Source organism: Mesorhizobium ciceri biovar biserrulae (assembly GCF_001618845.1).
GTDB classification, from domain to species: Bacteria; Pseudomonadota; Alphaproteobacteria; order Rhizobiales; family Rhizobiaceae; genus Mesorhizobium; species Mesorhizobium ciceri.
Genome location: NZ_CP015064.1, coordinates 4,906,364 through 4,919,275, shown reverse-complemented (window position 1 = coordinate 4,919,275; position 12,912 = coordinate 4,906,364). Strand labels below are relative to the sequence as shown.

At 61.8% G+C, this 12,912-nt stretch carries 11 protein-coding genes; 6 read left to right on the top strand and 5 right to left on the bottom strand.

Annotated elements, in window-relative coordinates:
- Positions 1-309 precede the first annotated feature (309 nt).
- From A4R29_RS23215 to A4R29_RS23190, 6 genes are all read left to right on the top strand, one after another.
- The gene (locus A4R29_RS23215) at positions 310-1,101 is read left to right on the top strand and encodes a helix-turn-helix domain-containing protein (protein ID WP_013529886.1); all 792 of its coding nucleotides are present in this window, start codon (positions 310-312) and stop codon (positions 1,099-1,101) included.
- A 237-nt stretch (positions 1,102-1,338) separates the two neighbouring features.
- Entirely contained in the window at positions 1,339-2,229 is an 891-nt protein-coding gene (locus tag A4R29_RS23210; RefSeq protein WP_063172971.1) for an aromatic ring-hydroxylating oxygenase subunit alpha, read from the top strand.
- A gap of 379 nt (positions 2,230-2,608) precedes the next feature.
- The gene (locus A4R29_RS23205; protein ID WP_013529887.1) at positions 2,609-3,628 is read left to right on the top strand and encodes a BMP family protein; all 1,020 of its coding nucleotides are present in this window, start codon (positions 2,609-2,611) and stop codon (positions 3,626-3,628) included.
- 32 nt (positions 3,629-3,660) lie between these two features.
- The gene (locus A4R29_RS23200) at positions 3,661-5,184 is read left to right on the top strand and encodes an ABC transporter ATP-binding protein (RefSeq protein ID WP_013529888.1); all 1,524 of its coding nucleotides are present in this window, start codon (positions 3,661-3,663) and stop codon (positions 5,182-5,184) included.
- The gene (locus A4R29_RS23195) at positions 5,181-6,257 is read left to right on the top strand and encodes an ABC transporter permease (protein ID WP_063172970.1); all 1,077 of its coding nucleotides are present in this window, start codon (positions 5,181-5,183) and stop codon (positions 6,255-6,257) included. Before A4R29_RS23200 ends, A4R29_RS23195 begins: the two co-directional genes overlap by 4 nt.
- Entirely contained in the window at positions 6,250-7,182 is a 933-nt protein-coding gene (locus A4R29_RS23190; protein WP_013529890.1) for an ABC transporter permease, read from the top strand. The genes A4R29_RS23195 and A4R29_RS23190 overlap by 8 nt, the downstream gene beginning before the upstream one ends.
- A gap of 10 nt (positions 7,183-7,192) precedes the next feature.
- On the opposite strand, the gene A4R29_RS23185 is transcribed toward A4R29_RS23190, so the two are convergent.
- The 5 genes from A4R29_RS23185 to A4R29_RS23165 all read right to left on the bottom strand — a co-directional run bounded on the left by A4R29_RS23185 (position 7,193) and on the right by A4R29_RS23165 (position 12,760).
- Positions 7,193-8,113: an ABC transporter permease gene (locus A4R29_RS23185; RefSeq protein ID WP_082826540.1), complete on the bottom strand. Its 921-nt coding sequence runs from the start codon at positions 8,111-8,113 to the stop codon at positions 7,193-7,195.
- Positions 8,113-9,204 (bottom strand): ABC transporter permease, encoded by a 1,092-nt coding sequence (locus A4R29_RS23180; protein ID WP_013529892.1) that lies wholly within the window; start codon positions 9,202-9,204, stop codon positions 8,113-8,115. The genes A4R29_RS23185 and A4R29_RS23180 overlap by 1 nt, the downstream gene beginning before the upstream one ends.
- The gene (locus A4R29_RS23175; RefSeq protein WP_063172969.1) at positions 9,188-10,735 is read right to left on the bottom strand and encodes an ABC transporter ATP-binding protein; all 1,548 of its coding nucleotides are present in this window, start codon (positions 10,733-10,735) and stop codon (positions 9,188-9,190) included. The genes A4R29_RS23180 and A4R29_RS23175 overlap by 17 nt, the downstream gene beginning before the upstream one ends.
- A 97-nt stretch (positions 10,736-10,832) precedes the next feature.
- Positions 10,833-11,927 carry a BMP family ABC transporter substrate-binding protein gene (locus A4R29_RS23170; protein ID WP_013529894.1) on the bottom strand — a complete coding sequence of 365 codons (1,095 nt, stop codon included), beginning with the start codon at positions 11,925-11,927 and terminating at the stop codon, positions 10,833-10,835.
- A complete protein-coding gene (locus A4R29_RS23165; protein ID WP_063173785.1) occupies positions 11,924-12,760 on the bottom strand; it encodes a GntR family transcriptional regulator in 837 nt (278 codons plus the stop codon). Before A4R29_RS23165 ends, A4R29_RS23170 begins: the two co-directional genes overlap by 4 nt.
- Positions 12,761-12,912: the final 152 nt, after the last annotated feature.

Genomic DNA, 12,912 nt, shown 5'->3' with positions numbered 1-12,912 from the left:
CCTTCATTTCGGCTATGTCCACCAGTGTGATCCCACCCGAGTGACGACGACTGGCCAGCGCGGCTCGACGTCGATCTCGACAAGCCGTTGACCAGCGAGCGTTCAAGGGCGGCCTCTCTGGAGATCGCCTGGCGGATCGCCTCGGCTAGCCTGGGCCTGTGCGCGTGGAAGCATCGGTCTGCCGCCATGAGCAGGTTGATTGGCGGTATCTTGCGTCACGAGGCCATAGCTTCGACAATTGGAGACGCAGCCGGAACGCGGATCGACTTCATTTGCATGGCACCGGCAGTCTGACAGGGGGAAGCCGATATGCGCCTGCCACCGATCGACCTTAGCCGCGAGAACACCTTCGGCGAACTAACCTATGAGAATGGCGGCGACTACGGGCCGATCGGTGGCGACTATCTGGCCTTCATGCTTGTCCACGTCGGATCCCTGACGCTCGAGGCGGATGACAGCGTCCTGCAACTGGAGGCAGGACAATGTGCTCTGTCGCTCACGCGTGATCGCTACATGACGTCGGTGGCGCCGGAAACGCTGACCCATGTCAGCTGGTGCGATGGCCGGCCGCAGAACGCGGCGTGGCTGTACAAGGAGCGCGAGAAGTTCGCGCCGTTCATCGTCGCCTCGCCGATGGTCCACACCCTCATGCAGTTGGGTGTTGATCTTGGCCTCGGCGAGCGTGGCGGCCGCAGTGGTGTTCGCGAGTCGCTGACCAACGCCTTGCTCCACGCCTTCATCTACGAGGCCGAGGTGATCGAGGCGGAGCGGCCGATCCCGCAGACGATCCTGCAGGCACGCCGTTTCCTCGAAGAGAACTTTGCCGCCGATCTGTCGATCGAGCGGGTGGCGCAGCAGGTGCGCGTCAGCCCGCAATATCTGGTCTCGGCGTTCAAGAAACATCTCGGCATGACGCCGGCCAAATATCTGTGGCGTTGCCGCCTCGATTACGGCACGCATCTGCTGCAGCGGACAGGACTGTCGATCAGCGAGATCGCCTACCAGGTCGGCTACAAGAACCCCTATCATTTCTCGCGGCAGGTCAAGCTGGCGTTCGACTGTTCACCGACCGAGCTCAGAGAGCAGAAGCGCAACGCCTGATGGTTGCCCACGTGCCTCCGGGTGACGAGGCAAGCATTGCCTCCAGAACCGGCGGGTGAACTGGCGATATGCTTTCCTCAAGAGCGGACATGGCGGTTTTCCAGGCACAAATGAATTGTCGGGCAATCAGGGTTGATCCGGCGTCAGGCAACGGACCGATGTCTTGCAACCTGGTTGCCGGTCGCGCCTTGGCCAGATCCGTTCACCGACAACAGACATTCCAGGCTGGACAGCACCATGAGCAATTTCTCTCATCTCGATCCCGTTGCGCTCAACGACTGGCATGTCGTCGCCTGTGTCGAGGACTTGCCGATCGATCGGGCGGTGAGGACGGTCCTGCTCGGTGAGCCGATTGCCGTTGGCCGGCGCGAGGGCAAGGCCGCCGTCTGGCAAGGCCACGCTACCGTCGAAGCTGCCCAAACAGAGCTACCTGTCATCGAGCGGTTCGGCTATGTCTGGACGACGCTCGGCACGCCGGAGCGCGACCTGTTCGAGATTCCGGAATTTTCCGAAGCCGATCGCCGCCACATCATCCAGGGCGTCGTAAGGGTAAACGTATCGGCGCCCAGGGCCGTCGAGAACTTTCTCGACATGGGGCATTTCCCATTCGTCCACACCGGCATTCTCGGCGAGGAGCCGCACACCGAGGTCAAGCCTTACAAAGTGCAGGTTTCGGCCGAGCCACCCGAAATAATGGTCACCGATTGCGAGTTCTACCAGCCGCAGGCGAATGCGGATTCGACGACAGGGGCCGATACGGAATACATCTACCGGGTGCCGCACCCGTTCTGCGCCGTCCTTTACAAGACGGGGTCTCGGCAACGCGACCGACGCGACGTCATCGCGCTGTTCGGACAGCCGGTCGAAGAGGACTGGGTGCTCGTCCATATCGTCATCTGCTTGCTGGATGAGATCCGCGACCTCGCGACGCTGAGGCGATTTCATCAGACCATCCTGGGTCAGGACAAGCCGATCCTGGAGAATCAGGTTCCGAAGAGGCTGCCGCTGGATTCCCGTTCCGAGGTGCCGATCCGCGCCGACGCCGCGTCGGCCGCCTACCGCCGCTGGCTGCGCGAAAGGGGCCTGCGTTATGGCGTCGTGGCCGGCAACGGTATCGGCGCACACTAGAGCCGGATGATTTCAGGTCGAATCGACCTGAAATCGGAATCCGCCTCTAGATCAAAGAGATAGAGCATGATGTCTGGACAAACGGTTTCCGTTTGTCCGTGAAAACCGCTTCACACTTTTCGGCACTATGCTCTAGTCATGGGCGCATTTTCGGACATGATTAATTGTGGATATGCGCGAAAGAAATCGCAGCCATTGTTAGCCGACCTTCGCCGTGGAAGTTTCGGACCTAAGCCGGAAGACCGGCTGCCAACAACGCCATGGGGACGTTGTCCAGGCGATCGCCGCCTCCAAGTAGGCAACCGGAAAAGACAAGAACATCCGGATGACGACAGGGCGGCATTGGACAGTTCTCGGACTGGAATGAGAGGATCAAGCGATGACGAATACCATTACGCGACGCACGGCAATCCTGGGCACGGCGGGCGCCCTGCTTCTGTCGGGGCTTGTACGCTCATTCGCGGATGTCCCAAAGACGCTGAAACTGGCTGTTATCCTGCAGGACCTGCCTGACGTCGGCTGGGACCGGACGCTGCTCGACGCGCTTGAGCAACTGAAACAGGAAAGGCCCGAGGGGCTGGAGATTGCATGGGAACATACCGATCCGCTGTACGGAGACGATGCTGAGAACGCCATGCGTTTCTACGCAGAGAGTGGTGAATACGACATCATCTGGGGCCATGGCACCTATTCGGACCAGGTCCAGAAGCTGAGTGTCGAGTTCCCCGACCTGATGTTTGTTGTCACCGGCTCCGGCAATCACCCAGCCGGGCCAAATCAATACTGGATCTACAAGCGGCTGCATGAGCCTTCCTATCTGCTTGGGATGCTGGCTGGCCATACCACCAAGACAGGCATGGTTGGCATCGTCGGCACCTTTCCAGCCAATGACGTCAACGACCAGATCAATGCGTTCTTCGAGGGTGCAAAGTCGATCAGGCCGGACATCCAGCATCGGCTTTCGTTCATCGGCTCGTGGTCCGACAATGCGCTGGCGGCTGAGCATGCCAATGTGCAGATCGCGGCCGGCGCCGACGTCGTTTTCATGCTGACCGACAATTTCAAGCCCTGCCAGGAGCACAAGATCATGTGCTTCGCCAACATCAACGACCAGAGCAAGGTCGCGCCCGACGCCATTGCGTCCAGCGCCATCATCAGCTGGAAGCCCGATCTCAACTGGATCATCGGCGAATGGCTGAAACACAAGGCCGGTGCGCAATTCAATGGCAACGCCGAACCGAAATGGTTTTCGATGGCCGAAGGCGGCACCGACATCGCACCCTATCATGATTTCGACGGCAAGATCCCGCAGGCGGTGAAGGGCGAAATATCTGCCAAGCGGCAGGAGATTCTTTCCGGCAAGTTTGTCGTTCCGCTCAACACCGCCGAGGTGAAGTAAGACACATCAACCAGGCAGCCCGGTGCGACCCAATGGAAGACCTGCTGAACGTTCAGAACCTTACCAAGCGATTTGGCAGCGTCATTGCCAATGACGGGGTCAATCTCGATATCCGCAAGGGTGAGATCCACTGCCTTTTCGGTGAAAACGGGGCAGGCAAGTCGACGCTGTCGTCCTGCCTCTACGGCTACTACAAAGCCGATAGCGGCGAGATACGCTTCAAGGGCGAGGTGGTAGAATTGAGCTCTCCCGCCGATGCCTTACGGTTAGGCATCGGCATGGTTCACCAGCATTTCGTGCTGGTGTCGAACTTCACCGTGCTCGAAAACATCATCGTCGGCAGTGCCGATGTCGGGTTGCTGCTGAGGAAGGCCGATGCCCGCCGCAGGGTTCTCGGCCTCTGCAGGGACTGCGGCATCGACATCGACCTCGATCGCGAAATCTGGCAATTGTCGGTCGGTGAACAGCAATGGGTGGAAATCCTCAAAGCGCTCTATTTCGGTGCCGAGCTGCTGATCCTGGACGAACCGACGGCGGTCCTGACGCCGCAGCAATCCGACCAGCTCTTCGTCATCCTTGATGGGATGCGCAAGCGTGGATTGTCGATTGTCCTGATCAGTCACAAGCTGCGCGAGGTGATGCAATCCGACAGGGTCACCATCCTGCGCAAAGGCAAGGTCGTCGCTACGGTGGACACCGCCAATACGACAGCCGAGGCGATTACCGCCCTCATGGTCGGGCACAAGGTGACGAAAAACGTCAGGGACAATTCCGTCACGCCGGCGGGAGAAATCCTCTCGGTCGAAAAGGTGTCGGCGGTTGGCGAATGGGGCGAGGATGTCCTCAAGGACGTGACGTTTACCGTCGCCGCCAACGAGGTTCTCGGGCTGGCTGGCGTTGCCGGCAACGGCCAGAAGGAACTGTTCGAGGTACTGATGGGAGTCCGCGCGCTTCAATCGGGCGGTTTCTCGCTGGAAGGAAGCCCGGTCACCGCGCCGACGTCTCGCCAGATTCTCGACAGCGGCGTGGGTTTCATTCCGGACGATCGTTTCCTCGAAGGGTTGATCCCCGAGTTCGGAACCGCCGAAAACCTTGTCCTTGGCTGGCAGCGATCGCCGGAATATTGTCGTGGTCCGTTCCTCGATCGCCGCAAACTGGCTGAGTTGGCGAGGCGCAAGATCGACGAATACAAGGTCGCGACCGCCTCGGCGGACCTCCCGGTGGAGCGACTGTCGGGGGGCAACGCGCAGCGTGTCATTCTTGCCCGCGAGTTCCAGCATGCGCGGCGGCTGTTGCTGGCCAACCAGCCGACGCGAGGGCTCGACGTTGCGGCCTCCGAATTCGTCTACGAGAAAATCCTGGAAAAGCGGGCCGCGGGCTTTGCGATCCTGCTTGCCTCAGAGGAACTCGAAGACCTGCTGCGCCTTTGCGATCGCATAGCGGTCATGTTCAAGGGCCGGATCATGGGCATCGTGCGACCCGAGGAGACCAGCCTCCTCGAACTTGGAATGATGATGGCAGGCGATGCCAGCCAGCTTACGCAGGGAATTCAATGATTTCATTTCAACGACGCTCGGGCAGCAGCCTGGGATGGAACGTCGTCTGCTATTCGGCGGCGATATCAGGTGCTCTCCTGGCTTCCGCTGTTTTGCTGAGGCTTTCCGGCGGCGATCCTGCAAGGGCCTTCACGGCCCTGATCGTCGGCGCATTCGGCAGCCAAGGCGCATTGCTCGGTTCGCTGGCGAAGGCGACCCCGCTGTTGCTTGTCGGGCTGGGCACGGTGTTCGCATTCAGGGCCAAGATCTGGAACATCGGCCAGGAGGGGCAGGTGTTCGCCGGCGCGATGGCCGCCTATTGGGTGAGTTTCTGGATAGCGCCATTGCCAGGCTGGCTGGCCGTCTGCACACTCGCGCTGGCCGGAATGGCGGGCGGCGGCGTGCTCGGCCTGTTGGCCGGCGCACTGAAAACCAGGTTCGGCACCAGCGAGATCATTTCGACGGTGATGCTGAATTACGTCGTCATGTACCTGCTCGCCTACCTTCTCGATGGCGGCCCCTGGATGGCGACAGGCGTGACCGTATCCTATCACCAGTCGCCGCCCATCGATCCAAGTCTGGAGTGGCCGATCCTCTTGTCCGTTGGGGCGGGAAAGCTGCATGTCGGCTTCCTGTTCGCTCTCGCCGCCTCGGCATTCGCAGCGGTGCTGCTCGACAAGACGTCGCTGGGCTACGAAATCCGCGCGTTCGGCTCAAACCCGACCGCGCTGACGTTTCGCGGCACCAATGTGCGCCGGCTTCTGCTGACCGTCATGCTGATGTCGGGGGCCCTGGCGGGACTGGCTGGCGCCGGCGAGCTTTTCGGTGTCTCGCACCGGCTGCGTGCCGAGACGCTGCTTGGCATCGGCAGTTCGGGGATCGTCGTTGCCATGGTGGGAGGACTGCGCCCGAGCGGCGTGATGATCGCCGCCCTGTTCTTCGGCGCGCTGGAAAGCGGCACGATCTACATGCGGCTGAAGAGTGGCACGCCGGCAGGCCTGGTGTCGGCGATGGAAGGGCTGGTGCTTTTGTTCTTTCTCAGTGCCGCCGTCGCAACGCGCCTTCAGATCGTGAGGAGGGAAGTCCATGCTTGAGCTGCTGCAGGGCCCGCTTCTGATAAGCCTCCTGGCGGCGATGGTCCGCATTGCCACGCCATTGCTTTTTTCGGCAATGGGCGAACTTGTCACGCAGCGCGCGGGCATCTGGAACATCGCTGTCGAAGGCACCATGCTGATTGGCGCCATTGTCGCCTACATGGTTGCCTCAACAACCGGATCGCCTTGGCTGGCTCTGGCGATAGCCATCCTGGCCTGCGCCGCGAGCAGCCTGATCATGTCGTTCGTCACGATTGTTTTGAAGGCCGAGCAATTCGTAGCCGGCCTTGCCCTTAATCTCCTGGCATCGGGCGTGACGCTGTTCTGGTTCCAGGCCTATATTGGCGGTCGCGAGGCGCCGACCTTCATCGGCTTCGACCAGGTTCCGATCCCCTATCTGTCGGATATTCCGATCCTGGGGCCGGTGCTGTTTTCCCAACGCCTGCTGACCTATGTCAGCTTCCTGGTGCCCATCCTCGTCTGGTTCTTTCTCTACCGAACGAAATACGGCCTTGAGGTGCGCTGTGTCGGCGAAAATCCGAAGGCGCTTGACGTCAAGGGCCTGCACGTCGGCCTCAGGCAGTGCCTCGCGATCATGTTCGGCAGCATGATGTCCGGCTTCGGCGGCGCCTTCCTGATGCTTGGCTATTCGGACAAGTTCGTTCCCGATCTCATTGCCGGCCGCGGCTGGCTGGTCGTGGTCGCGATCATCGCCGGCAACTGGATGCCGTTCCGGATCGTTGGAGCGATCTTCATCTTCGCGTTTCTGGAGGCGTTGGGCATCCATGCGCAAGTGGTGGGGATTCCTGTCCCCCACCAGCTGTTCCTCGTCTTGCCCTATGTGGCGTCACTTGTGCTGCTTGCGGGCTTGCGGTCGCGCACCCATCAGCCCGTGGCGCTCGGCATTCCCTACAACAGGGAATAGACCCTGCTGCTCAACCCGCCGGACGGAAAGGCTTTGCTAGCGAAGCCGGAAAGTGCAGCGCCAGCATTTGCCGGTTTCGCGAGATCAGCACCAGAACGATGATTGTCGCGAGATAGGGCAGGGCCGAGAGCAGTTCGGACGGCACTTCCAGTCCGAGCGCCTGTCCCTGCAGCTGGAGGATCGTCATGCCGCCGAACAGCCAGGCGCCAAGCAGGATGCGCAGCGGGCGCCATGTGGCGAAAACCACCAGCGCCAGTGCGATCCAGCCTTTGCCGGCAGTCATGTTCTCGACCCAGAGCGGTGTGTAGGCGACGGACAGATAGGCGCCCGCCAGGCCAGCCATCGCCCCGCCAAACAACACGGCCATGTAGCGGATCCTGATCACGGGATAGCCGATCGCATGCGATGTCTGCGGTGACTCGCCGATCGTTCGCAGGATCAGCCCGGCCTTCGTGCGGTAGAGAAACCAGCTGATGGCAGCGAACATCACCAGAGCCAGGTAGACCATCGGATCGAAGCGGAAGAGCAACGGACCGATCAGCGGCAGATCGGACAGAACAGGGACGTTGATGCCGTGCAGCGCCTCGATAGGCTCGCTGCCGAAGCCGCGGCCAAGGAAGGCCGACACGCCGGAACCGAAGATGGCCAGCGCCAGTCCGGCCGCATATTGATTGGTGAGGAAGGTCAGTGCCAGAACGCCGAACAGCAGCGAGGCGGCGGCGCCTGCCAGGGCGCCGGCCAGGATCGCAACCGGCATTGGATAGCCTGCGGTTACGGCCCAGAAAGCCAATGCCGCGCCCATCAGCATCATGCCTTCGATGCCAAGGTTAAGCACGCCGGACTTCTCGACCACCAGTTCGCCGAGTGCCGCGAATATCAGCGGCGTGGCGGCGATGACGGTGCCGGTGAAGATGGCGATGATCAAGTCCATCAGGCTGTCTCCAGCGCGTGCGTGTCTCGGGCCGGCCGTATCAGGCGGATGCGATAAAAAATGAAGAAGTCGGCGGCGAGCAGGAAGAACAGAAGAATGCCCTGGAAGATGCGCGTCAGCGCCGAGGGCAGGCCCAGCGTCATCTGCACGCCTTCGCCGCCGAGGAAAAGCAGCGACATCAACAGCCCGCCAAGCACGATGCCGAAGGCGTTCAGCCGGCCGATGAAGGCGACGATGATGGCCGCGAAACCGTAGCCGGGCGAAATCTGCGGCGAGAGCTGGCCGAGCGGCCCGGCGGCTTCCGCCATGCCGGCGATGCCGGCGGCCGCACCACCCGCCATCAGCCCGATCCAGACGGCGGCAGATTCGCGAAAGCCGGCATAGCGGGCGGCTAGCGGTGCCGCTCCGCTCACCGACATCTTGTAGCCAAGGAAGCTGCGGTCAGTGAATAGCCACATCACGAACACGGCGACGACGGTGATGAAGATCGAAGGGTTGAGCCGATAGGCCGGGTCGAAGGATTCGAACAGGGCGGCTGTCGGCAGAAGTGCCGTCTGCGGGTAGTTGAAACCGGCCGGATCGCGCCACGGTCCATGCACGAGATAGGACAGGAACAGCGTCGCGATGTAGGTCATCATCAGCGTGACCAGGATCTCGTTGGTGTTCATGCGGGCGCGCAGGAAGGCAGGGATCGCCGCCCATGCCATGCCGGCGCCCATGCCGGCAACGAACATCAACGGCAACAGCAGCACGCTGTCCGGGTTCGGCCAGAAAAGACCGACGCCGCTCGCCGCAATCGCGCCCATGGTGAACTGGCCCTCGGCGCCGATGTTCCAGACATTGGCGCGGAAGCCGATAGCCAGCCCACACGCAATGAGGATCAGCGGCGAAGCCTTGAGCAGCCATTCCGACAAACCGTTGAGGGAATTCAACGGCTCGACAAAGAAGGCGTAGAGCGTCGGCAGCGGATCGTGTCCGAGCGAGGCAAAAAAGATCGAGCCGACGACCAGCGTCAAAACCGACGCCAGCACCGGCGCCGCGACGCGCATTGTTGCCGAAGGCTCCGGCCTTTGTTCAATCCTGAAGCGCAACGTCGCCACTCCCAATTGCCATTTGATCCGTGCTCATCGTTCGACCGGTCATCAGCAGCCCGACCTCTTCGCGGTCGGTCGTCTTGCGAACCAGCGGCGGTGACACGCGCCCCTGGCAGATCACCAGAAGCCGGTCACAAATCTCGAACAGCTCGTCGAGTTCTTCGGAGACGACGAGCACCGCCGCGCCGGCGCGGCTGAGGTCGACGATGGTCTGGCGGATGAAGGCGCTGGCGCCGACATCGACGCCCCAGGTCGGCTGGGAGACAAGCAGAAGCTTCGGCTCGAGCGCGATCTCACGGCCGACGATGAATTTCTGCAGATTGCCGCCCGACAGGCTTTGCGCCGTCGAAGCCGGACCGTTGGCCTTGACCTTGAACCTGTCGATGATGCCAGCTGCGAAGGCGCTGGCTTTGCGCCGGTCGACCAGGCCGTTGCGGACGGTGCCGAAGCGATGGGCGGTCAGAACCGCGTTCTCCCACAGCGTATGCGACGGTACCGCGCCACGGCCCAGCCGTTCCTCGGGAACGAAGGCGAGACCGAGCTTACGGCGCTCGTCGGCACGAAGGCGAGCGGCAGCGGTACCGCAAATCCTGATCGCGTCGTTGTTGTGATGCGTGCGTTCGCCGCTGAGCAAGGCGATAAGCTCCGCCTGGCCGTTTCCGGACACTCCCGCCAGGCCGACGATTTCCCCGCCATGAACGTTGAAGGAGACGTCCTTCAGATCCACGCCGAAATGGTCTCTTGCCTTGACCGAAAGGTTGTTGACCTCGAGCACTGGCTTCTCGCTCGGGGTCGGCGGGCTGACATGCATTTCCGGCAGCTTCGAGCCGACCATCATGCGGGCGAGCTCGAGCGAGGTCGTCTCTTTCGGCCGAGCGGTGCCGGTGACCTTGCCGTTGCGCAGCACGGTTGCGGTGTCACAGAGCTCCTGCACCTCGTCGAGCTTGTGGCTGATGTAGACGATGCTGCAGCCTTCAGCGGCGAGTTGTCGAAGCGTCTCGAACAGCTTGACCACCGCCTGTGGCGTCAGCACGGAAGTCGGCTCGTCGAGGATAAGAAGCTTGGGCGCCTGCAGCAGGCAGCGCACGATCTCGACGCGCTGCCGCTCGCCGACAGAGAGGTCATGCACCTGGCGATGCGGATCGATCGGCATACCGTAGCGAAGCGAAAGCTCGCGGATCTTGGCGGCAAGCGAGGGCAGATCGAAGGCGCTGCTTGCCGAGAGCGCAATGTTCTCGACCACTGAAACGGATTCGAACAGCGCGAAGTGCTGGTAGACCATCTCGATGCCGAGCGCGCGCGACGTCGCCGGGTTGTGCGCCGCGATCGGATTGCCGTCGCAGAAGATCTCGCCGGAATCGGCCTGTGCCGCGCCATAGATGATCTTCATCAGGGTCGATTTGCCGGCGCCGTTTTCGCCCAGCACGGCGTGGATTTCGCCGGGCTGGATAGACAGCGAGACGTCGTCATTGGCGACGACGCCGGGATAGCGCTTGCAGATGTTGCGCAGTTCTAGACGCGGATGCATGGCGGGTCCTGCCGTGGCGTGAAGCGAGGTTGGACGGGAACCAGGCAGGGAGACGCCGAAGGTCGGTCTCGGCGCCTCCCTGGTTCTTTGATGGCGTTCAGCTCAGCTTGCCGATCATGCCTTTGACGAACCAGTTCATGCCGCGAACATCGTCATCGGCCAGGACGGAGCCTGCAGCGACCTTGAGGTTGCCGGCCTGGTCCTTCAACTCGCCGCCATAGGGGTGCACCTTGCCGCTGCCGATGTCGGCCTCGAGCTGCTTCAGCTTGGCCTTGGTGTCGGCCGGTATGCCGTCATTGTAGGGCGCCATCTTCACGACGCCCGCTGCCAGTCCATCCCAGCGCACTTCCGGCTTCCAGGTGCCGGCGGCGACGGCCTTGGCGGCGCCGACATAGTCGCTGGTCCAGTCGAGGACAAAGGACGTCAGCTGTTTGCCCGAAGCGAACTTGGCCATGTCGCTGGCGTAGCCGATCGACCAGGCGCCGCCTTCACCCGCGACCTGGACGCCCGTCGCCGTGTCGGTCATCGAGCAGATGACATCGCAGCCTTGCGAAAGCAGCGTCTTGGCGGCCTCCTTCTCCTTGCCCGGATCGAACCAGGAATTGAGGAAGATGGCGTTGCAGGTGGCGTTCGGATTGACGCTTTGCGCACCGAGCAGCAGCGCGTTGGCCGGGCCGACGATATCCGGAATCGGAAAGCCGCCGATGAAACCAATCTTGCCCGATTTCGACATGTAGCCGCCGGCCGCGCCGGCGACGAAAGTGCCCTCGTAATATTTGGCTTCAAAGGTACCCAGATTGGCAAGGTGGACGATGCCGGAGCAATGTTCGAAAGCCACCTTGGGGAACCGCGGCGCCACTTTCTGCATGGGCGTTCCGTGCGAAAAGCTGGTGCCGAAGATCAGTTTGTTGCCGGCGCTGGCCAGCTCGCGGAAAATGCGCTCCGCATCCTGCGGCATGAAGATGTTGTCGATGACGGTGAGTTCGGCCTTGTCGCCGAACGCGGCTTTGATCGCCTCGACGCCAAGGCTGTGCTGCTTGGTCCAGCCGATTTCGGCGATCGGCGAGACGTAGACGACGCCGATCTTGAGCACCTCTTGAGCCTTGGCGACCGTGCTCAGCCCTCCGGCACCGAGCGCAGCACCCAGCGCACCGCTGTATTTCAGGAATCCGCGTCTTGTCAGGTCGTTCATGTCGGTAACCCTCTGTTGGTTTTTTTGGTTGATGCCCGGCTTGTCGATGCCCGGTCTTTGTTAGGGAGATGGACGTGCGCGTGCGCCGCGCCGTCGCCATTCCCGGATGGTTTTGCCTGCCTCAATCCAGCCGATATCGTCGCTCCGTCGGCCTTGCCGTCGAGATAGGGTGCGAGCGCTTCGGCAGGCGTCATCTCCGGAAACACCTCGCGATCCATGATATAGCCGCGCACCACGGTGCGGTGATGCGTGTCGATCAGGTCCATGGCCTGTTTCAGGCGGCCCTTTTCCAGAAGGTCGACGACCCTCGAATGATCGTCGAGCAGATTGCAATAGTCGAAATCGGCTGAAATGAGCGAGCGCAGCAACGTCGTGCGGCGCACGAGCTGGGCATGGATTTCCTGCATCACCTTGTTGCGGCTAAGGCGCACGAACACCGTGTGGAATTCCTGGCCGAGCACGTCGGCCAGCGCATCGTTGCCGGCGGCGACTGCCTGGCGCTGGCGTTCGACATGCTGGCGCAGCTCGGCCCATCCGGCGGGGCCAAGGCGATCGCTGAGCTGGGCCGCCACCCCCTGTTCGACAAGGGTCAGCGCGTCGTAAATCTCCATTGCCTCCTGCATGCTTGGCCTGGCGACGAAGGCGCCGCGGTTGCGCTCGATCTGCGCCAGCCCGTCATCGGCGAGCCGTATCAGGGCCTGACGCACCACGATGCGGCTGACATCGAATATCTCGGCAAGCTCGCGCTCGCCGAGCTTGCAGCCGGGCACCAGCCGATGGTCGATGATGGCGCGGGTCAGCGTGTCCGCGATCGTCTGGGAGCGGCTGCTCAAGGCACGGTTCTCCGCCTTTGCGACGACATGATCAGCAGGCTTTCCATGATGAAGACATGACGCTTCAGGATGTGCCATATCCCAGGTTCAGGTTTTCCATATCGGAATTCAATCATCATAGTCTGTCAACACAAAAAATGATTTTGGCTGAC